The 25,569-nt window shown below is 32.9% G+C and carries 3 protein-coding genes; all 3 read left to right on the top strand.

All coding sequences use genetic code 11. The annotated features are described in order from the left end of the window. Positions 1-11 precede the first annotated feature (11 nt). On the top strand, positions 12-9,638 hold the full coding sequence (locus M0D21_RS22255) for a non-ribosomal peptide synthetase (RefSeq protein WP_248333654.1): 9,627 nt from the start codon (positions 12-14) through the stop codon (positions 9,636-9,638). A 20-nt stretch (positions 9,639-9,658) separates the two neighbouring features. Beyond that, a complete protein-coding gene (locus M0D21_RS22250; protein ID WP_248333652.1) occupies positions 9,659-16,219 on the top strand; it encodes a non-ribosomal peptide synthetase in 6,561 nt (2,186 codons plus the stop codon). Positions 16,220-16,510: 291 nt separating this feature from the next. Then, positions 16,511-25,569: non-ribosomal peptide synthetase (locus M0D21_RS22245; RefSeq protein ID WP_248333650.1), on the top strand; the 9,059-nt coding region annotated here is incomplete at its 3' end.

Below are 25,569 nucleotides of genomic sequence, written 5' to 3'. Positions count from 1 at the left end.
AAAGTAACAATATGAACAATATAGTCGAGCTTCTTATAAGTAATGGGATCAAACTATTTGTTGAGAATGATGAGATTAAATTAAAGAAAAAGGTAGGTCATCAACTATCTGAGGATATTTTGGATGTTATAAAGTCCAATAAAAAGGAGTTGATTTTTTTCCTGAAAAACCAAAAAACTAACCCTTTCTATAGAACAAAAACCGTAAGCGATTTTGGTTTACCTTCTACAATATCAAATGAAAAGCTAAATAACTTTTTGGAGTTACCAATACATCAAGGAAAAATATCTAATTTGTATCCACTAACTCCATTGCAAAAAGGCTTTTTGTATCATAATTTATATGATAATAACGAATCTGCTTACGTATGCCAGTTTTATTGTGATTTAAATGGTGAAATTTCAAGAGATAATTTTGAGAAAACCTGGAAATATTTAATACAAAAGCATACGGTTTTAAGAACGAGTGTTTTTGCAAAAGGTCTAGACGTTCCTGTTCAGTGTGTTTATGCTCAGGTTGAATGCGCAATTAGTGAACTAGATTATAGCGAAGTAGACCCTGCCAATATTGAGACTAAGTTTGATAGCTTTTTAAAACAAGATTTAGAAAAAGGGTTTTCTCTTGATAAAGCACCACTATTTCGCATTCATCTTATTGATCTAGGAAACAGATGCACAAGGTTTGTATTTACGCATCACCATATCATCTTAGATGGATGGTCTGTGCAAAATTTAATGAAAGATTTTTATAACTACTATGTGCAGTTAGAATCAGGTACACCCACCCCAAAATTGACTCTTGATGAATTTGGAGATCACCTTCGACACATTACTACATTTAATGAAACCGAAGGAGTTTCGTTTTGGTCAACGTATCTTTCTAGATTGTCATCATCAACATATCTGCCTTTTGTTACCAATGATTCATTGAGAAATAAGAGGTTTGGTAATAAAAAAGTCGAATTTACCGTTGAGGGTCCAATTCAAGAAATAACAAAGAAATACCGAATTACCGAAAATACATTAGTTCAAGGAGCATGGTCCTATCTGCTTTCAAAGTATACTACCAATGAAACAGTTGCTTTTGGTAACATTATATCTGGAAGAAACTTAAGACATAATGGTATAGATTCCAAAGCTGGGTTATATATGAATACAATTCCGGTTTGTAGTACTATTGACGAAAATGATAAAGTTTCAGATTGGTTACAAGAATTACAAAAACAGCATACTATTAGCAGAGAAGAGTACGGATATTTTTCACTGAATACTATAGAAAATCAGAGCGAAGTAAAAGGTTCTTTATTTGACACAATAATGTCATTTCAAAATTATATAGATACTGAATTGTCATCAAATGTCGATAGACCTCTAACTATGGATAATTTAAAAGGAGATACGGATACCAACTATACATGTACTTTAGATGTGTATTCTTATCAAAATCAATTAAGGATTGTACTTCTATACAATGATGAGTTACTTTCTGATGAGGTTGTTTCCAGCATTCAAGGGCATCTAGAGACATTATTAACAAGTATATTGGAGGAGACAGAATATGTTAAAGACCTAAATTACCTAACCAAAGAAGAAGAGAAGCAAATAGTTGTTGATTTTAATACAACAAAAGAAAACTTTGGTAGTGATATTACTGTATTAGGTTTATTTAATGAACATGTACAGCAGACTCCAGATGCGACGGCTCTTATTTTTGAGAATGAAAAACTTACATATGAAGAGTTAGATGTGTTGTCTTCTCGTTGGGCGAAACATTTACTTAAATCAGGAATAAAACAAGACGATGTTGTCGCAATTAGAATGACAAAGTCTATTGAGATGTTCATCACTATTTTTTCTATTCTCAAGACTGGGGCAGGATATATGATGATAGACCCTATGTTACCGAGTTCAAGAATTACGCATATGATGGAAGAAACCAAGAGTTCCATTATTGTAACTAATATCAATGAGAAAATATCAGGGTTAGATGCCTATTCGGTAATAAATATAGACCAATTCTCAAAAATTGATGATGAAACAGAGGCGTTAAAGCTACCAATGGTTTCTACACAAAATCTAGCCTATGTTTTATATACTTCTGGATCAACAGGTAGACCAAAAGGTTGTATGATTTCTCATGCGAATCTTTATAATTTCATCGCTTGGGGGAATAATTTTTACTTCGAAAATAAAGATGAAGGACATTGGGCCTTACTTAGTTCTATGTCATTCGATTTGTCTGTAACCGTAACTTTTACAAGTTTGACAAGAGGGAAAAAATTATTCATCGGAAACGAGGATAAAGACATGGATCAACTACTGGAAGAGTCTTTCACCAATCCAGAGATAGATACATTAATGCTTACCCCATCTCATGTGACTTTACTTAAAGGATTAGATGGTAAACAAACTTATATTAAAACTCTTATTTGTGGCGGAGAACAGTTAAAAAAGAGTCACCTAGAGATTATAAAAAATATAGATCCAAACATAACTATTTTTAATGAGTATGGTCCTACGGAAGCAACTGTTGCTTGTACAGCAACTAAAATTTCTATAGAAGACAAGACAATTCCTATAGGTCGTCCTATCGCAAACACCAAAATTTATATTCTCGATAGTAATCAAAAGAATGTTCCTATTGGAGTTTCCGGAGAACTATATATTCATGGGGCAGGAGTATCTAAAGGGTATATTAATAACGAAAAACTTTCTTCAGAACGATTTGTTACAATAAATGGAGAGTATTGTTACCGAACAGGTGATTTAGGAAGATGGGATAAGCAGGGGCAGATAGAATATTTAGGAAGAATCGATAACCAAATAAAAATAAGAGGATTTAGAATAGAACCAGGAGAAATTGAAAGTGTACTAGAAAATCACCCAAATGTTGAAGAAGCTTTTGTAATTGTTCAAGGAGGAGATGAAAACAAACAACTTTGTGCATATTTAAAAGGAGTTGATACTCTAGAAACATCAGCATTAAAAGAGCTTCTGTTAGAGAAATTACCAGATTACATGATTCCTAAAAGTTACATGTGGTTAGATACATTTCCTTACACTATTAGTGGTAAGATAAATAGAAAAGCACTACCAAAACATGATCTGTTCTTAGATGAAATTGTTCTACCAGAGAACGATATTCAAAAAGAACTTGTGACAATATATTCGGAGATATTAAAGATCGAAGAAGATAAGATTGGGATTACAAATGACTTTTTTGATTTAGGAGGAAATTCTTTAAACCTAATTTATTTAAAAAATAAGTTAGAAGAGGTTTTTCAGGTTTCTATAAATCTCAAAAGACTAGTATCTATTAAAAATATTGAAGAGCTGGCCAAAGAAATTGAACATTGTACAGCAATACATTTTTCCAGAGTCCCTAAGGTAGATAAAAGATCATATTATCCACTTTCTTCTGGACAAAAAAGGATGTACTTCTTACATCAGTATGATAAGGAATCTTTGGCATATAATATACCAATGGTGGCATCATTACGAGGAAAAGTTAATGTCACAAAATTAGAGTTAGCATTTCAAGAATTAGTTCAACGACATGAGAGTTTTAGAACAGTTTTTGAAACTGTAGATGGAGAGGTAGTTCAGCGTATTTTAACTAAAAATAATTTTTCGGTTGAGCATTTTAAGCAAACTCAAAAGGATCAAATAGATGAAATCTTGAACGATTTTATTAGACCGTTTGATTTAACTAAATCACCATTACTACGAGTTGGATTAATTTCAATTTCAGAAAAGGAATATGTGATTATATGCGATACACATCATATCGTTTCTGACGGAATCACAAGTAATATTCTACTGTCAGATTTTATAAAATTATATAATGAAGAAAATCTCGAGGATATAAACATTCAATATAAAGACTATGCAGTATGGCAACAGGATGAAAGACAACAAGAAATGTTGTTAAATGAAAGGAATTTTTGGTTAAACCAGTTTGCAGATGACGTTCCTTTTACCGAATTACCTATTGATGGAGCTCGTCCTGCAACAATCAATTATAATGGGCAAAACTTAAAATTTAGTCTTAATGAAACAAAAACTAAAGCTTTGAAAAGATTAGCTCAAAAAGAGAATACTACTCTTTTTATGGTTTTATTAAGTGTTTATAATGTATTACTAAGTAAGCTTTGCAATCAGGAAGATGTAATTATAGGAACTTCTGTGTCCGGAAGACCTCACGCTGATTTGGAACAGATTGCAGGAATGTTTATCAATACTTTGGCCCTAAGAAATTTTCCTATCGGTACTAAACCGTTCTTAGAATTTTTAAGAGAAGTTAGTAGTAGAGCGTTTGATGCTTTTGAACATCAAAATTACCCTTACGAAGATCTAGTAGATTCTCTGAATTTAGCAAGAGATACAAGTAGACACCCTTTGGTAAGTGTTATGTTTGAGTATTTTGACCTAGAAGAATCTAACTTTAACAGTAGTGATTTTGTTATTGAACCTTTGGACTATGACGCTAAAGTATCAAAACTTGATATGACCTTAAGAGCAAGTGAGGTAGATGATGAAATTGAACTTAATTTTCAATATAGAGAAGACTTATTTAATGCAGAGAGTATTGTAAAGTTTGTAAACTATTTTGAAAAAATTGTGGATCAGATAATAGAGGAACCAAGTCGGGAACTCAAAAATTTCAGCGTACTTCAAAATAGTGAATATGAGCTCTTACAAACTTTTAACGATACAGCCATAACTTATGATCAAGGTAAAAGTCTGGTAGCTTTATTTGAAGAACAAGTTGATCGTAATCCAGATCGTATCGCGTTAGTTTCTAATGGAGAAAGATTGACTTACAGAGATTTAGATGAAAGATCTAATAAAATTGCAAATTATCTTATCTCAAGAGGGGTAATTCCGGGGAATATTGTGGGATTACTATTTGATAGAACCGCAGATATGTTAACTAGTATATGGGGAGTATTAAAAGTTGGTGCAGGGTATTTGCCGCTTGATATTAATTTACCAGAAGGCAGAATAAGATATATGTTGGATCAAAGTAGAGCAACTTTTTTATTAACTCAAAATGTATATCTGGAAGCATATTCATCCTATTTGCCTGTTGAAGCTATACATTCAGATAGTATTAATTCTCAGAGTATTTCAAGGATTTCCTTTGAAACAGAAGCCTCAGATTTAGCATATTGCATATTTACTTCAGGTTCTACGGGAGAGCCAAAGGGAGTGATGATGACCCATAAGGCAGTAATGAATCTGGTTAAAGGGTTACAAGAAAGAGTATATAGTAGATATGAAGATAATTATTTAAAGGTATCACTATTAGCATCTTTTTCTTTTGATGCTTCTGTTCAGCAAATATTTGGAGCTTTTTTACAAGGACATGAGCTATATGTGGTAGATGAAGAGAGCAGAAAAGATGGAGTGAAACTTTTAGAGTTCTATAACGATAATAACATTGACGTTTCAGATGGTACTCCTACGCATTTGGGGATGTTGATGGATGCTTCAAAAGAAGGACAAAAGATAACTAGTTTATCTAGTTGGATTTTAGCGGGAGAGGCATTGTCTAAAGCGCTGGTGAATAATTTTTATAACAGGTTTGCAGAAACTACTCAGTTATACAATTTTTATGGTCCCACAGAAACTTGCGTAGATTCTACCTGTTTCAAGGTGAATAGAAAAGAACTTGATCTATATGATACAATACCAATTGGAAAACCTTTACCCAATGAGCGTGCTTATGTAACAGATAATTACGGTGGTTTGGTTCCAGTAGGTACCATTGGAGAACTTTGTATAGGAGGAGATGGTTTAGCTAGGAGTTATGTAGGTCAAGAATCATTAACATCGGAAAGATTTGTATCAAATTGGGGCGGTTCAGAAAATAAGGTATACCGAACAGGAGATATGGTGAGATGGTTACCAGATGGTAACTTAGAATATCACGGTAGAAAGGATAATCAGATAAAAATAAGAGGGTATAGAATTGAGCTTTCTGAAATTGAATGTCAGTTGTTGAATATCTCAGATATCGAAAATGGCATCGTAGTGGTAAGTGAAAACGAAAAAGAAAAATTTCTTGTTGCTTACTACCAAGCAAAAGATATAATTCCAGTGGCTAGGCTAAGGGAATTTTTATCGACACTATTACCAGATTATATGATCCCTTCATATTTTGTTCATATAAAAGAGTTTCCTCGCACTATAACGGGTAAAATAGATAGACGAGCGTTACCAAAACCAACAATAACAAAGCAAGAGAACCATTTAGAACCCAATACCGAATTAGAAAAGGAATTGGCAAGAATATATGCAGAGGTTCTTGATCTGGAGGTAGGTATTATTGGGTTAAATAGTAATTTCTTTGATTTAGGAGGGCATTCTTTAAAGTCTGTGTTTTTAACTAACAAAATCAATAAAAGTTTTAATATTAAAGTAGCTCTTAAAGATGTAATTGCATCACCAACGATCGCTCATTTGAATAAACTTGTTTTATCAGCCACAAAGAAGGTAAAACATCTTAGCATTCAATCTTGTGAGAAAAGAGAATATTATCCATTATCACCTTCTCAACAACAGATGTTTTTCCTGCATGAGTATAACAAAGATTCTAAGGCCTACAATATTCCAATGGTAGTTACGCTAAGGGGTGATGTTAAAAAGACCAGATTTGAAAAAGCGTTTCAACAATTAATAGAAAGGCATAGTATTCTACGAACTTCGTTCGAATTTGTAAATGAAAATCCGGTTCAGCGTATTTCAGATACGGTTCCTTTTTCAGTGGTTGATGTAGTTAAAAAAGAGACTATACAAGATACGATAAATGATTTCATAAGATCGTTTGACCTTGAAAAAGCTCCACTGTGGAGGGTTGGACTTTTAAAAGTTTCAGATCAAGAACACATTATGATAATGGACACACATCATATCGTATCTGATCAGGTAACTAATGAAATCCTTATTAAAGATTTAATTTCCCTATATAAAGGAGAAATATTGCCAAAACCCAAAATCCAGTATATAGATTATATCATGTGGAGATTGGAAGAGGAACAGCAGACTGAAATAAACAAACAAAAAGATTTTTGGTTAGAGAAATTCTCTGAAGAGGTTTCAAAACTTGAACTGCCATTTGATTATAGCAGACCAGAAAAAAGTAGTGAAAAAGGAGGGAAATATGAGTTTACATTAAACTCTTCTAAAGTTCAGCAATTAAAAAATATTGCTAGATCAGAAAAAGTAACAGCATACAGTGTGATTTTGACGATCTATAATATTTTCCTAAGTAAGTTATCTAATCAAACCGATATAGTAGTAGGAACACCAGCGGTAGGTAGAGAACATGATGATCTACAAAACGTAACAGGTAATTTCATTAATACCTTACCAATTAGGAATTATTTAGATACAAAGAAAACGTTTAATGATTTCCTTCATCAAGTACAAGAGGGGAATGCAATGGCTCTCGAAAATCAACTGTTCCCTTATGAAGAATTGGTAGGAATATTAAACGTTGAAAACGAAGCTGATCAAAATGGATTATTTAATGTGTTTTTAGATTACAGATTTGAAAATGAAGGAATAGACTTAAAAGATACAGAACTTGAAATAGTTGAATATGGTACATCAAATACCTTAGCAAAGTTTGACCTTCTCTTGTCTGTACTAGATACAGGAAATGAATTAAGTTTTTCATTTACATACAGTAAAGATCTTTTTAAAGAGTCAACTATAGTTCGTTTTTCAAAGTACCTGAAAAAGATTATTGATGTTGTACTTCTAGATGTTTCCAAAACAGTTCAAGATATAGATATCGTTTCAGAAGTAGAGCAAAAGAAACTATTAGTAGATTTTAATAATACAGAAGTAAACTATCCTGAAAACGAGACTATAATAGATTTGTTCAAAGAACAGGTTAGGTTGTATCCTGAAGAAGATGCATTAATATTTGAAGGAAAGCGCCTTACATACAGAGAACTTGATAGTAAATCTGATGATTGGGCCCTAAAATTAATGGATCAAGGTATTTCTCCTGGAGAGATTATTGGAATTCGGATGACCAGATCTATTGATATGATAACGGCAATTTTGGCTATTCTAAAATCTGGAGCAACTTATCTCACCTTAGATAAAGCTTTACCTGGTTCTAGAATTATTCATATGATGGAAGAAAGTGGTTGTGCATTTATTATTACCAATATAGATGAACAACCAGAAGTATTAGAATCATACCATTGGCTGCAAATCTCAGAATTAAATGAATCTACAATTGAGAATACAACTAGAAAGTTGCCAGAAGTAGATTTAGATAGTTTGGCCTATATTTTATATACTTCTGGGTCTACAGGAAAGCCAAAAGGCTGTATGATTTCCCATGCCAATTTATATAATTATATCTCTTCAAGTAACGAATATTATTTTGAAAGTTTTGATCAAGGAAACTGGGCTTTAATGAGCTCTATGTCTTTTGATTTATCGATAACAGCAATCTTTACAAGCCTTACAAGAGGGAAAAAGCTCTTTTTATGTGACGAGGAAAAAAGTATTGACCAATTACTTTTAGAGAGTTTTAATAATAAGGAGATCGATACATTAAAATTAACTCCAACGCACTTGACCATTCTTGAAAATTTAACTATCGAAAATACTTCGGTGAGAACCATTATTTGTGGTGGGGAGGCGTTAAAAAATAGTCACATCCAAATTGTAAAAAATATTAATGAAGATATTAAAGTATACAATGAATATGGCCCAACCGAAGCAACAGTGGCATGTACAGCAATTGAGGTAGTACTAGATGATGAAATTACCATTGGGTATCCTATGGCTAATGCTAAGATTCGCATCCTTGATTCAGATAAAAAACTGGTCCCAATTGGCGTATCAGGAGAAATATATATTGGAGGATCAGGTGTTTCTAACGGATATATAAATAGGCCAGAATTAACTTCTGAAAAATTTGTAACCCTAGATGAAGAACGCTTTTACAAAAGTGGAGATTTAGGAAGGTGGAATATTGATGGAAAAATCGAGTACTTAGGACGAATCGATAACCAAATAAAAATAAGAGGGCATCGAATCGAAATTGGAGAAATTGAAAACATACTTGAGCAACATTTAATGATAAAACAAGCCTATGTAACTGTTCAAGGAAATGATGAAAACAAACAATTACTGGCATATTTGTCTGGATACGAACAGCCGAAAGATGAAGAACTTAAAGATGTCCTGTCCACATTACTGCCGTCATATATGATCCCGAGCTCTTTTATCTGGATAAAAGCTTTTCCTTATACCAAAAATGGAAAGATTGATCAAAAAGCGTTAACCAATATCAATGTCGAGAAAAAGGAAACTTATACGGCTCCTTCAAATCCAATAGAAGAGAATTTGGTTTGCTTATGGGCTAAAATTCTTAAAAAGGAAGAAAATCAAATAGGAGTAGAATCCAGTTTTATTGATCTAGGAGGGCACTCCTTAAATGTAATTCAATTGGCCAATAGTATCAATAAAGAATTTGAGATTCAAATAAAACTAGATGACATTTTTAATGGGAAGACCATTCGTCAACTATCCGAAATGATAACTATGAAACAATGGTTAGAAAATGATAGTGACGAAAAAGGGAAACGAGAAGAAATTTTATTATAAACAACTGAAGTCAAGAAATCATGGAAGAATTACTATTAAAATTAAAAGAGCTTGATGTTAATATACGCGTTGAGGACAATAACTTAAAATTAAGTGTTCCTGAAGGATTCAAACAAGAAGGAATTATTGAGGAGATCAAAAAGAACAAAATTGATTTGATCAATTACTTTCATATGAACGAGAAAATGAAAGTAAATGCCACAGATATTCCTAAACTAGAGTCTCTTGAACCAGTAGCATTAACTCCTCCGCAAGCTCGGTTATTTGTTCTTCAAGGAATGGCAGAGGATTCAAATGTTTATAATATTCCTTTTGCATGTGAACTAAACGGGGCTTTGAATATTTCGAAATTAGAAGTTGCATTTGAGAAACTTATAAAGCGACACGATAGTCTACGTACACATTTTGTTTTAAATGACAATTATGAACCAAGACAAATCGTAAATGATAACGTAGAGTTTAAACTTGAGTATCAAAAATGTAAACAAAAAGAAGTAAACAGTGCTATTCAAAGTTTTTCAACCTCTTTCGACCTGGAAAAAGCACCATTACTTAGAGCAAAGATATTAGAAACCGTATCAGAAAAATTTGTACTATTAATAGATGTACATCATATTATTTTTGACGGAGTTTCGCTTCAAATATTTTTGAAAGAACTTATGGCCCTATACTGCGAAGAAGATCTTCCTGCTATTAATTTACAGTTTAGGGATTACGCTTCCTGGTATTACAGTGAAGACTATCAGAAAAACCTTTCTAATCAAAAAGATTTTTGGCTTAATGAATTAGAAGGTTATAAAAATACGGCAGAGCTTCCTGTAGATTTTAAAAAATCTTCAAAAATTTCATTTGAAGGCGCCTATGCTCATTTTACGATTGATAAAAAAAGAAAACGAGCAATTGAAAAACTATCCAAAAAAGGGAAAGCATCGTTATTTAGTGTTTTAAGTGGTTTATATAGTGTTCTACAAGCTAAATTGACCGGAGTCGATGATTTGGCTATTGGTACACCGGTAGCAGGAAGAAGACATTGGAGCTTAGAAAACATGATAGGGATGTTTGTGAATACCTTATCCATGCGTTTCAATCCAAGAAAAGAGGTGCGTTTTATTGATTATTTGAAAGAAGTGAATTCTAAAATTGTACAGTATTTCGAAAATCAAGAATATCCGTATGAAAAGGTATTGGAGGATTTAGGAATAAGTAGAGATAATGAAGTAAATCCTTTGTTTAATACACTTATCACTTTGAACAATTATAATCAAACACATTTAGAGATAAATGGAATTGAATTAAAACCTTTTGAAATAGATAAGTCTACCGCAAAGTTTGATCTTATTATGCATTTTGAAGATAAGGAAGATGAGTTAGGCTGTACTTTTGAATACTCAACAGAATTATTCAAAAAAGAGACTATTGAGCGGTTCTTTGAGTATTTCGTAAATGTAATTGACCAGGTTTCAGAAAATGAATCTCTAGAGATAGATGCAATTACTTTGTTAGATATAAATGCTAGTCAGCAACTATTAGAAGTTAATAATTTTAGTAATGTTGAATTTCCACGAGAAGCAACCATAGTAGAAATTTTTGAGAGACAAGTAGCTAAAACCCCTGAAAATATTGCTGTGGTATTCGGAGAGAACTCAATGACCTACAATGAAATTAACAATAAAGCGAATCAGGTAGCAAGAATGCTCCGTAATAAAGGAGTAGGTCGTAATGAAGTAGTAGGAGTGATGATGGAGAAGAGTTTTGAGGTAATTATAGGAATGCTTGGGATTTTGAAAGCAGGCGGCGCGTATGTTCCTATTGATGTTAACTATCCTCAAAACCGAATTGATTATATCGTAGAAAATAGTGAGCTTGGGTGGGTTCTGTCTACAGAAAGTTATATGGATCTTATTAATAATGATGATGTCTCCATACTATTGATGTCTCAAGCAGAAACAATTCATGATACTTGTAATTTAGAGGTCATGAATAGTCCGAGTGATTTAAGTTATGTGATTTATACCTCCGGTACGACAGGGAAACCTAAAGGAGTAATGGTTGAGCATAAGAATGTTGTTCGTCTTTTGTTTAATGAATCTTTCCAATTCGATTTTACAGATAATGATGTTTGGACGATGTTTCATAGTCACTGTTTTGATTTCAGTGTTTGGGAAATGTACGGACCTTTACTTTATGGAGGAAAATTGGTTCTTGTTTCTACCATGGATGCAAGAGATCCAAGTAAGTTTCTTAACATTTTAAAAGAGAATAAAGTAACAGTTTTAAATCAAACACCTACTTCATTTTATAATCTAATTAAAGAAAGTATTGATAAAAATGAGTTGTTGCAGGATTTGCAATATGTAATCTTTGGAGGAGAAGCCCTAATTCCTTCTAAGTTGAAAGAATGGAGTGAATTGCATCCAGAAACTAAACTTATCAATATGTATGGTATTACTGAGGTAACGGTTCATATGACATATAAGAATATAGGGTCAGAGGAAATGGAATTAAGCCTTAGTAATATTGGGAAGGCATTACCAACAGGATCTATTTATCTTTTAGATGACAATTTAAAACCTGTTCCGGTTGGAGTAGTTGGAGAGATTTATGTTGGAGGAGAAGGAGTTGCACGGGGGTATATTAACAATGAGGAATTAACCAATTCTAGGTTTATCGAAAGTCCATTTGATAGTACCGATAGATTATATAAATCTGGTGATTTGGCCATTTTGTTAGAAAATGGCGAGTTGGAATATAAAAGAAGAGCAGATAATCAAGTTCAGTTAAAAGGATTTAGAATTGAATTGAAAGAAATTGAGCATCATTTGTATCAATATGATTTAATAAGTAATGTGGTAGTCGTAAAAAAAGAGTCAAAAGATAATGAACCATATTTGTGCGCATATTATACCTCTGAAGATAATATCGATCTTAATACCTTACGATTGTACTTAACCGAAAAACTTCCACATTATATGGTGCCTTCATATTTCATGAGAATAGAAGAATTACCATACACTTCTAATAGTAAAATTGATATTTCTAAATTACCAGAACCAAAAACCGAAATATCTCTTGAGAATTATGAAGCGCCAACCAATGAAGAAGAAAAAGCTATATGTGAAATATGGGAAAAATATTTAGGTGTAGAAAGAATAGGTATCTCAGATAATTTTTTCAATTTAGGAGGAGATTCTTTAAGAGCAATAGCTTTAATAGCAACAATTAATGAACGACTAGCATCCTCCCTTGTCATTGCAGATATTTATTCTTACCCAACAATCAAAGAATTAGCAAATGCAATAAAATCTAAACAAGGTGAAGAATACGTTTTGTTAAGAAAAGAAGCTGAAGAAGAGCTTCGATTATTCCAGGAAAAATATAAAAATGAAAATGAATTTTTGGATACTTATGAAGAAGTGTATCCTATGAATGGTATAGAAAAAGGAATGGTGTTTTATTCTTTGTTGGGAAATTCAGAGAATATCCATAATATTCTATATCATGAACAAAATATGTATGATTTGCCTTTCGAGAACTTCGATTTTGAAATTTTCAAGAAAGCAATTAATCTAATTGTAAAAAAACATAGTGAATTTAGAAAGATCTACGATTTAGAAAATTTCGCTCACATTATTTTAAAGGAAATAGAGCCAGATGTTCATTTTATTGATTTATGCCATTTAAATGCCGAGGAACAAGAACAGTTTATTTCTGATAAGTTGGAGGAAGAAAAACTTAGAGAAAAAAGCCTTTCAATGTCATTGATATGGAGAATGCATATTTTTAAGGTAAGAGAAGGATTTCAGCATGTGTTATTTGATTTCAATCATTCTTTGCTTGATGGCTGGAGTTTAGCATCTTTTTTAACAGAACTCAACAATACTTGTAGAGCTTTAATGAAAAATGAAAACTACTTCCTTAAAGAAATAAAAAGTAGTTATAGAGATCAAATACTTGGTGAATTGATCGCTACAAGAAATAAATCTAGTATAAACTATTGGAAAAATGAACTTTCTGGATATAAAAGGTTTGAATTAACTCCTACAGGTTTACCACATGAAGTAGTAACAAATGACTTTGATCTAGGAAAAGGATATAGAAAAGAAATAGAAGATGCGGCGAACAAACTGAATACTAACTTTAAACACCTTTGTTTTGCAGCAATTATTTATTCTTTAAGAAGAATAAGCTATGAAAATGACCTTACTATGGGTATTGTTACCAATATAAGACCTTTAGTCCCCGATGGAGAAGATCTTTTAGGTTGCTTTTTAAATACAATTCCTTTTAGAGTACAAGTGCCAAATGGTATTACCTGGAGAGAATATGTGAACTATATAGAGAACAAACTTGTTGATTTAAAATACCATGAGCGTGTTCCTTTTTACAAAATTTTGGAGATTATAGACGAAAAAAGCATTGATACAAACCCAATCTTTGATGTTAAACTGAATTACATAGATTTTAGGGTTTATGAAGAGTTTGAGGGGTATACCGATGAAATTTTTGGGCCGGCTGCGGGCACAAAGTCCTATTTAAATGAAAACACACCACTTAACCTTCATATTCTTGCTAATAATAGTGACTTTATTTTAAGAGTGGTACATTCTGCATCTCTTTTAGAAAAAGAACAACCAGATAAATTATATGCTTATTTTAAGAATACACTTGATCAAATATTAGAAGATGCCGATCAAGAGGCATTTAGTGAAAATGTATTACCTGATGAAGATTACATTACCTTGACAAAGGAACTTAATGCTACGAAAACTCCTTTTAAAGAAGGAAATACGATTTTGGATCTATTCAAAAAGCAAGTAGAGCAAGCTCCTGATGCAACGTCGGTTTCATTTAAAAATGATTCATTAACTTATAAAGAGTTAGACCAATATTCAAATCAATTGGCTCATAAGCTTATTGATATGGGAGTAACAACAGACACTCTAGTTCCCATTTGCATAGATCGTTCAACAGAAATGATTATCGGTATTTTGGGTATTCTTAAAGCTGGTGGGGCGTACGTGCCAATCGACCCGACATATCCTCAAAATCGTATTGATTATATTTTGGAAGATGTACAATCACCATTCGTCCTTACTCAATCAAAGTATGATGAACTTTTTGAAATTCCAAGGGTGCTTCTTGATAATTCTACGGTATATACTAAGAATTCAAAAACAGCTCCAGAGGTTGATATTACTAAATCTTCACTAGCATATGTTATTTACACCTCTGGGACCACAGGAAAGCCTAAGGGAGTTATGAATGAGCATGCAGGAATTTATAATCGCTTATCATGGATGCGTGACTATTTTAATGTTACCAAAAATGACCATATTTTGCAAAAGACGAATTTTTGTTTTGATGTATCTGTTTGGGAGTTAATGTTACCTTTAGTATGTGGGGCTAGATTGGTTTTTGCAAAACCCGATGGGCATAAAGATCCAAACTATATCGAGCAATTATTGATAAAGGAAGGAATAACACTAATGCACTTTGTTCCTTCTATGCTATCTATTTTCCTATTAAGTTTAAATGAATATAAAGTCAGCAAACTGAGAGCTGTTATTTGTAGTGGTGAAGCACTCAAATTACCTTTAGTTAAGGAGTTTCAGGAAAAATTGAAAGATGTAGGATTGTATAATTTATATGGCCCAACAGAAGCTGCTATAGATGTTACTGCCATTGATCTAACAAATCATGATCAAGATAAAGTTACTATTGGGAAACCTATCGCAAATACTCAAATTTATATCGTAAATAGTAATAATGAAATTCAGCCGTGCGGAGTAAAAGGAGAATTACTTATTGGGGGAGTACAGGTTGCCAGAGGATATCTTAACAAAGAAAAACTTACTTCTGAAAAATTTATAGATAACCCATTTGATAAAAATGACCCTTATAAGTTGTATAAGACTGGTGATATGGCTAGATGGCTGCCAGATGGTACAATAGACTATTTGGGTAGAATGGACAATCAAATAAAACTGAGAGGAAATCGAATTGAATTGGGTGAGATAGAATCTAGTTTGGCCGAACATTCTTCAATTAATACGGTGATTGTAGACTATCAAAAATACTTCAATGATTATTGTATCATAGCATACTACTTAGCAGATCAATCTGAACCTATAGAAGTGAATGAGTTAAAGAGTTTTCTTAAAGAAAGCCTACCCGAATATATGATTCCTTCATATTTTGTTAAGCTCGAAGAGATACCATTAACTTTTAATGGTAAGCTAAATAAATCTGCTTTACCAAAACCTGAAATAGGTAGTATAGAAAAATATGTACCACCTACCAATAAAACAGAAGAAAAGTTAGTAGTAATATGGTCAGATATTTTAGGCATTAAAGCAGAAGATATAAGCATAAAAACAAGTTTCTTCAATATTGGAGGACATTCGTTAAAGGCAATTACTTTGGTGAATTCAATTTTGAAAACTTTTAATGTAGAAATGACTATAAGTGAAGTTTTTGAGAAACAGACGATAAAGGAAATTTCTGATTACATTTTAACGATAAAACAATTAGAAATTTCTGATCAAGAAATTGAAGAACGTAACCTCAAATTACTCATTTAAATTACATTCCCAATAAGGAATATTTACTCTAAAATTTGCAGTACTACATAGGTTCTACTGCAGATTTTAGAGTAACAGCAATAATTCAACAACACAATCTTTCATTTAAGGAAGGCCGAAATCTAATAGATTACTCTTCCTTTTTCACTTAAGAACAGACATTTATTTACCGTTTTACGAAGCTATAAGTATTTTTTAGCCTAATTCCCCTATTGTAAACTTTAAAGTTTGAATAAGGATAGGTTTAAATTAAATACAACTTCCAAAAGGTATAACGTAAAAGATAATCCGATGACAATAGACAAATACATCAGTAGGCTAAGAGATAAAAACATTTTTATCTATATAGAAAATGAGCGTATTGGGGTTGACGCGCCAGATGAAGCCATTACTCCCGAATTAATTGAGGAATTAACTGTCAAAAAACAAGAGATACTAGATTTTTTTCGATTTGTAAAAAAGACAAAACAATCTATAACAATTCCTAAAGCTGAGGATAAAGAATCCTATCCATTGTCATCTGCTCAACGTCGTATGTATTTCTTATATGAATTTGATAAAACAGGTATTTCTTACAATATGCCAGGATTTTATCGATTCAGTAAAGCTTTGAATGTTCTGAAACTAGAAGAAACGTTTAAGAGGTTGATAGAGCGTCACCAAAGTCTTCGAACAATTTTTGAGATTGTAAATGGGATACCAATGCAACGTGTTTTGGATTCAAGTTCTTTTAAACTTGAAAGTTATCAATGTGAGGTATCAGAGGTTGATGATCAAATTGAAAGGTTTGTTCGATCATTTGATCTCTCAAACGAATTACCAATTCGTGTTAAATTATTAGATACTAATGACGATCACTACATCATGTTGATAGATATCCATCATATTAGCAGTGATGGAGTATCACAAGAAATACTAATGAGAGATTTTTGGAATCTCTATCATGATGAAGTACTACCTGAATTACAAATTCAATATATCGATTATGCAGTATGGCAGCAAAGCGAGGAATATCAAGAATTAATGTCTAATCATGAGCAATATTGGTTAGATATGTATTCTGAAGTACCAACGCGATTAGAACTACCTATCAATAAAGCTGATACTATTGAAGTTTCGAAAGAAGCAAATGTTGAATTGTTGCAACTTACTAGCTATCAAAGTTTAAAACTTCGCGAATTAGCCCAGGCTGAGGGGGTTACGCTATATACAGTTTTCTTGGCCATCTATAATGTTTTATTAAGTAAGTTGACCAATCAAGATGATATTGTGGTTGGGACTCCAACTGCCGGTCGTCATCATTCAGATTTAGAAGGCCTAGTAGGAATGTTTGTTAATACCTTGGCCCTGCGAAACCATGTGGATGCTCAAAAGACATTTCAAGAGTTTTTATCCTCGGTACATGATACCACTATTGGAGCTTTTGATCATCAATTATTTCAGTATGAAGATTTGGTAGAAGCTTTAGGGTTGTCCACAAATTTTGGTCAACACCAGTTATTTAATGTTTTCTTTTCATATACACAGGAAAATAAAGGTGCAGGATTATCCGATTCAAATTTGAAAATGGAAAGGTATGAAAAAGATTTTCTGCCTGCGAAGTTCGATTTTAGTTTGGGGATTCTAGAATCAGAAGAACTTAGATTGTCATTATCATATAGGAAAGATGTATTTACACCATCGTTTATTGAAAGATGCATAAATTACCTAAGTAGTATTATTGATCATATCATCCAGGATGTTACAGAAACCCTTGATAATATCGAAATTATTACAGCCGAGGAGAAATCACAAATGTTATATGAGTTTAATGATACTTCGGTAGATTATAATTTAGAACAAACCATATTAGATCGATTCATGGTTCAATCTAAAAATACGCCTGATGCTATTGCGATTGAATTAAATAAGGAACAACTAACGTACAAAGACCTTCATACACTTTCAGATGTATGGGCCAAACATTTAATTGATTTGGGTATAGGCGAAGGAGATATTATCGGATTATTAATGACGCGTTCTGTATCGATGATTACTTCGATGCTAGCTATAATGAAGACAGGCGCAGCATATGTCGCTATTAATCCTAATCAACCTTTGTTGCGTACCTTACAAACTCTTGAGGATTGCGATAGCAAATTCGTTTTGACCAATATGGTAGATGTATCTGAAGAAATTACAAAACGTTTCCAATGTCTTCATCCAAATACTTTCAATTCGAATAACAAAGCAGACAAAAGCAGGGAATTACCTGGAGTATCTTCCAAGAGTTTAGCTTACATTATATATACGTCTGGTTCTACCGGGCAACCAAAAGGAGTTAAGATTAATCATGAAGGGGTTACCAACTTCATATTACATCAGAAAGAGTATTTTGGTATCTGTGCCAATGATCGTATTCTTCAATTTTCTCCATATTATTTTGATGCTTCAATAGAACAAATATGGTTGGCCTTAACTACCGGAGCTCGTCTAGTTCTTATTAATGAGGAAACTATTTTAGATGCAAAAAACTTTAAGGCCTACCTTTTAGAAAAAGGCATTACCCATCTTCATAGTACTCCTTCATTTCTGGAAAGAATAGAATTAAACGATTTACCAGATTTGAAAAGAGTTATTTCTGCAGGTGAAGTTTGCAAACCTTATCTAGCGAAGGAGGTTTCATCAAAATATGACTTTTACAATAAATATGGTCCAACTGAAACCACGGTTTCTTCAATAATTTATAAAGTTACAGCGGAGGATGATTTTGAAAGTAAAATTCCTATCGGGCGGCCGATTGCAAATACAAAATTATATATTCTTAACGATAAGCTAGCCTTAGTACCAAAAGGAGCCATAGGAGAATTGTATATTGGTGGTAGAGGTGTTTCATCGGGATATTTGAACAGACCAAATCTAACTAAAGAACGTTTTGTTGATAATCCCTTTGGAGAAGGTGTACTTTATAAAACAGGAGATTTAGTAAAGTGGTTACCTAATGGGACAGTTGATTATGTAGGTCGAAATGATTTTCAAGTTAAAATAAGAGGATATCGTATTGAGTTAGGTGAAATCGAATCAAAACTAGAGACAATTGATTCTGTAGCCAAAGCGGTAGTAACAACTTATGGAGGCGAGCATGATAAACAATTAGTAGCTTATTTAAGTGGTGAAAAGGAGAAAGATAATCAACTTCAAAAAATGTTATCATCTCAACTCCCAAATTATATGATCCCCAATCAGTATATCTGGGTTGATAGCTTTGCTCTTACCGCAAATGGGAAAATTGATATGAAAGCACTTCCTACTCCAGAATTTAATGGAGGTGTAGAATATATCGCTCCAGAGAATGAAGATCATCAAAAATTGGTAAATATATGGTCTGAAGTTTTGAATATTGCTCCTGATGAAATCAGCATCACTTCTGATTTCTTTAGTATAGGAGGGCACTCTTTATTAGCGATTACGTTAATCAATAAAATTAGCCAGTTATTCAATGTTGAGGTTTCTTTACGAGATTTGTTTTCGAACAGGAATATTATTGAACTAGCAAAATGTATATCCGATAAAGAAAAGGTAAGTTTTAATTCGATCCCTGTAGCCGAAATTGCAGAATATTATCCACTGTCGTCGGCACAGCAGCGTATGTATTTCTTATATCAGCTAGATAAAAATGGAACTTCCTACAATATGCCAGGGTTTTATAAGGTTGACAGAGAACTTAACCTTACAAATTTTGAAAAAGCATTTACTCAAATTGTAGAACGCCATCAAAGCCTTAGAACAGTATTTAAGATAGAAAAAGGCGCTCCGGTACAAGAAATTAAAGAAACAAATTCATTTAACATTGTATATCATCAATGTAACTCAGCCGAGGTAGATAGTTTTATGCAAGAATTTGTACGCCCATTTGACCTGTCTAATGAAATACCAATTCGTGTAAGTTTGTTAGATGTTAAAGGGGAGGATTATGTTTTGTTAATAGATATCCATCACATTAGCAACGATGGTGTTTCAAAAGAAATATTGATGAGAGATTTTTGGAATCTCTATCATGAAGAAGTTTTACCAGAATTACCTATTCAGTATAAAGATTATGCGGTTTGGCAGCAAAGCGATATTCATGGAGAATTGGTTACAGAGCATAAAGAATATTGGTTAAATACTTTTAACGAAATTCCAAGTAAATTGGAACTTCCAAAAGGTAAAACAGCCGATTTGGAAATTTCCAATGCAGAAACGCAGTCATTGAGACTCACTAGTCATCAAAGTTCTAAGTTACGTGAACTAGCTAGCACGGAAGGTGTAACGATGTATACATTGTTTTTGGCAATTTATAATGTTTTCCTAAGCAAGCTTTCGAATCAGAAAGATATTGTAGTCGGTACTCCAATTGCAGGACGTAATCATACAGATTTAGCAGGTATTGTTGGAATGTTTGTAAATACCCTTGCATTGAGAAATCAGGTAAATAGTCAAGTCACTTTTAAAGAGTTTTTATCTGAGGTACATTATACTACTGTTGAAGCATTTGATCATCAGTCGTATCAATACGATGATTTAATAGAAGCTCTAGGATTAAACCGTAATATTAGCAGTAATCCACTGTTTGATGTGTTCTTTTCATATAATCAGGAGTATAAAGAAATAGATTTTTCTAATTCTGACCTCAAAATGGAGGCATGTCAGGCTTCATCTAACCCTTCAAAATTTGAGCTGGAATTAGATGTTTTCGAAGAGGGAAAGGTGTTTAGCCTCGTTTTTAATTATGATTTTTCTTTATTTAACACTGGTACAATAGGTAGGTTTTTTAACTATATAGAAGAAACAATTAACCAGGTAATATCTAATCAAAATGTAAAATTATCGGAAATAGATATTCTTGGTGAGCAAGAAAAGAATCAAATCCTTTATGAATTCAATACTACTATTTCTAAAAATGATGATGATTATAATTTGGTAAATGCATTTGAGAAACAAGTGTTATTAACACCAAATGCTAATGCTATTTACTTTGAAGAAATAGAAATCAAATATCAAGAATTAAACGAAAAGGTCAATAAGCTTTCTAATTACCTTATAGATGTTATAAAAGTTGGTAAGGGAGATCAGGTGGGGATTTATTTAGGGCGTTCTCCCGAAATGATAATTGCATTTTTGGCTGTACTAAAATCGGGGGCAACCTATGTAGCTCTTGATCCTGAAAATCCTTTGGAGCGTTTAAACACGTTAATCGACGATTCAGGGATGAAGTTTATTCTTACGAATCAGGTGAATGATTTACTTTCCGCTAAAACTGAGATTAAGATTATAAACTTGAAAGTTGAAGCTGAAGATGTAAACAATATGTCAAATGAAAATCCAAATACTTCGATTCAAAATGACAATGAAGCGTATATTATTTATACCTCTGGAAGTACAGGAAAACCAAAAGGAGTAGTTATTCAGCATGATTCATTATTAGATTACAGTGTTACCTTCAAAAATTATTTTTCCTTAACCCCAGAAGATAAAGTAATACAACAAGCTTCACCAGCATTTGATACGGTAGTAGAAGAAGTTTTTCCTGCTTTTCTGTCTGGGGCAAGTATTGTCATTTTACGCGAAGGAGGGAAAAACATTACATCTCTTATTGAAAATATACAACAAAAAAAGGCCACCGTATTAAGCACAGTTCCGGCAGTTTTACAAGCGATTAATGATTTTGCAGGAGATTTAGATGATCTAAGAGTGATTGTTAGTGGCGGAGATGTTTTACTTCCTAGATATATAGATAAATTAATAAAAGTAAGTGATGTTTATAATACTTATGGGCCTTCAGAATCAACAGTATGTATTACATATCATAAGGTAGATGTTCTAGAAAACGCTTCCTGTATAGGAAAACCTATTTCGAATAGACAAGTGTTTATCCTTAATGAGGATAACCAATTAAATCCAATTGGTGTTCCAGGAGAACTTTGCGTTTCGGGAAAAGGCTTGGCAAAAGAGTATCTGAACGATATTGATTTAACAGCAAAGAAGTTTATACAAAACCCAATTATTCCTGGGGAGAAGATGTATCGTACTGGAGATGCAGCTATGTGGAACGAAGATGGATCAATTGAGTTTTTAGGTAGAATCGATAATCAAGTTAAGATAAGAGGTGTAAGAATCGAACCAGGCGAGATTGAGGCAAAATTAGAATTGATAGATTCGGTTAATCAAGCTTTAGTTACTACCTATGGTACAGAAGATAATAAACAACTAGTTGCATATTTATGTGGTAATGATCAATTGAGTAATAGGGAAATTAGATCCAATTTGGTATCCAAACTTCCAGAATATATGATTCCCGTGTGTTTTGTGTGGATTGATAGTATTCCTCTAAATTCAAATGGTAAAATAGATAAAAAGGCTTTGCCAATTCCTGATTTTGAATTGTATCAAGAGTATATAGCCCCTGAAAATGATGATCAAAACAAACTAGTAGAAATATGGTCTGAGGTTTTAGGTATAGATGCAGATAAGATTAGTATTATAGCAGATTTCTTTAATCTAGGAGGACATTCGTTAACGGCAATTACTTTACTCAATAAAATCAATAAAGTATTTAATGTTGAGATACCTCTAAAAGATTTGTTCATAAATCGTACGATAGCTGAATTGTCCAATCACATATTACAATTGGATCATATTGGTTTTGAGTCAATTCCTAAAATAGAAGAAAGAGATTATTATCCTTTATCTTCTGCTCAACGTAGGATGTACTTTTTATATGAGTTTGATAAGAATAGTACAACATATAATATGCCTGGGTTTTTTAGAATTGGCGAGAATCTAGATGTTTTAAAGCTGGAAACAGCATTTAAGAATTTAGTTATCAGGCACCAAAGTTTACGTTCGGTTTTTGAAATTGTAGATGGAGTTCCAATGCAGAGAATTATCGAAGCAAAAGGTTTCGAAATTGAGCATTACAAAGGAAGTAATCAAGATATTGAAATGTATCGTAAAAGTTTTGTACGTCCTTTTGACTTATCGGAAGATTTTCCAATCCGCGTAGCGTTAATGAATGTAGAGAACAATGAATATGTTTTATTTATAGATTTACACCATATTATAAATGATGGGGTTTCGCATGAGATTTTAATGCATGAATTTTGGGCATTATATCATGGGGAAGAGTTATCTGATATTCGTATTCAGTATGTGGATTATGCAGTTTGGCAACAAAGCAAAGAACATAAGTCTGTTGTTGATAATCATAGAAAATATTGGCTAGAGAAGTATAATGAAGAAGTGAAGACTCTAGAGTTGCCTACAGATTATCCCAGACCTCTAAGGTTAGATAATTCAGGAGATATTCATTCTTTACAGCTTACGAAATTTCAAAGCGATAAATTAAGATCTTTGGCAAATTCTTCTGGAGTGACCATGTATACGTTGTTTTTAGCGATGTATAATATACTACTTAGTAAATTGTCAAATCAGAGTGATATTGTAGTTGGTACTCCAACGGCGGGAAGACATCATGCAGATTTAGAAGGTTTAGTAGGTATGTTTGTGAATACGCTACCTTTACGTAACCAAGTTGACTCAGAACTTACTTTTACAGATTTTTTAACCGAAGTACAGGAACAAACTGTACAAGCTTTTGATCACCAGTTGTATCAATATGAGGAATTGGTAGATGATTTGAAGCTTTCCAGAGATTCGGGGCATAACCCATTATTTGATGTTCTTTTTAATTATAATTTGGGATTCGATGATGCTACTTTTGGAGATTATGATGTAAAGATTACCAATCTTGATGTGCCATATACAATAGCTAAGTTTGATCTTAGTTTAAATGTACTAGATTCAGACCAGATTAGTTTGTCATTTACGTATAGAACCGATTTATTTAATAGAGAAAGTATCAGTCGTTTTTCAGGATATTTAAACCGAATTGTCGATGAGGTTGTGAGAGATGCAGAACAAATAATTGCGGAGATTGATGTCCTGTCAAAGAGTGAAAAAAGGAAGTTATTAGAAGAATTCAATAGTACATTAATCAACTACGATTTAGACAGAACTGTATTAGATAGATTTAAAGCTCAAGCTTTACAAGTTCCGGAAAAGGAAGCTCTTACATACAATGATGAGCGAATTTCATATCATGAATTACATAAACAATCAGATGCATGGGCTACTCATCTTATAGATAAAGGAGTGATGCCAGGAACAATAGTTGGTTTATATATGGATCGTTCCTGCGAAATGATAACCGCTATTTTGGCGGTGATGAAAGCAGGAGCTGCATATGTGCCAATCAATCCTGAGCAACCCATCTCTAGAACAGAACATATGCTAGAAGATTGCGAAGTAAAAGTGATTATCGGTAATGTGTCTATCGATTTGCCGAATTTAGAATGGTATACCTGGTTAACATCAAACGAATTAGATAAACCAATTGAAACACTAAAAGAACTTCCATATCCTAGTGCTTCAGATTTAGCCTACGTTATATATACTTCAGGAAGTACAGGTCAACCCAAAGGAGTTATGATTCATCATGAGAGCCTTTCAAATTTGAATTGTTTTCAAAAAGACTATTTTGAAATAGTTCCAGATGATCGTTTACTTCAGTTTTCGCCGTATTATTTTGATGCTTCAGTGGAACAAATATGGTTGGCTCTTACTTCTGGTACTACTTTGGTGTTAATTAGTAAAGAAACGATTCTTGATAATGATAAGTTTACAGAATATCTTTTTAACAATAAGATTACCTATATACATAGTACTCCATCTTTCTTAGAAAATCTATTAATAGATAAATTACCATTGCTACGACTTATAATTTCGGCGGGAGAAGCATGTAAACCGTCTCTTGCAAATAAGTTAGTTGGTAAATCTCGATTAATAAATGAATATGGGCCAACAGAATGTACTGTAATTTCTACTACCTACGATATTACCGAAACGGTTACTACGGGGAAAAGCGTTCCTATAGGAAAGCCAATTGCCAATGTTAAGGCTTATATTTTAGATGATCATTTAAAGTTATTACCCCAAGGAGTAATAGGAGAGCTTTACTTAGGCGGTAAAGGTTTATCTAGTGGTTATTTAAAGCGTGCTGATTTAACAGCAGATCGATTTATAGACAACCCCTATGGATCGGGTCGATTATATAAAACCGGAGATTTAGTTCGCTGGTTAGCCGATGGTACCATCGAGTACCTGGGTCGAAACGATCATCAGGTTCAGCTTAGAGGTTATCGTATTGAACTCGGAGAGATAGAGGCACAGTTAGAAGCTATTGAATTGGTAGATAAAGCTTTGGTTCTGCCTTATGGTTCAGAGCATAATACTCAGTTGGTAGCGTATCTAAGTGGTGAAGAGCTAGATAA

The organism is Aquimarina acroporae (genome assembly GCF_023195925.1).
Taxonomy (GTDB): domain Bacteria; phylum Bacteroidota; class Bacteroidia; order Flavobacteriales; family Flavobacteriaceae; genus Aquimarina; species Aquimarina acroporae.
Note: the sequence above shows the minus strand (reverse complement) of the source record. Positions and strands in the feature narration are given on the sequence as shown.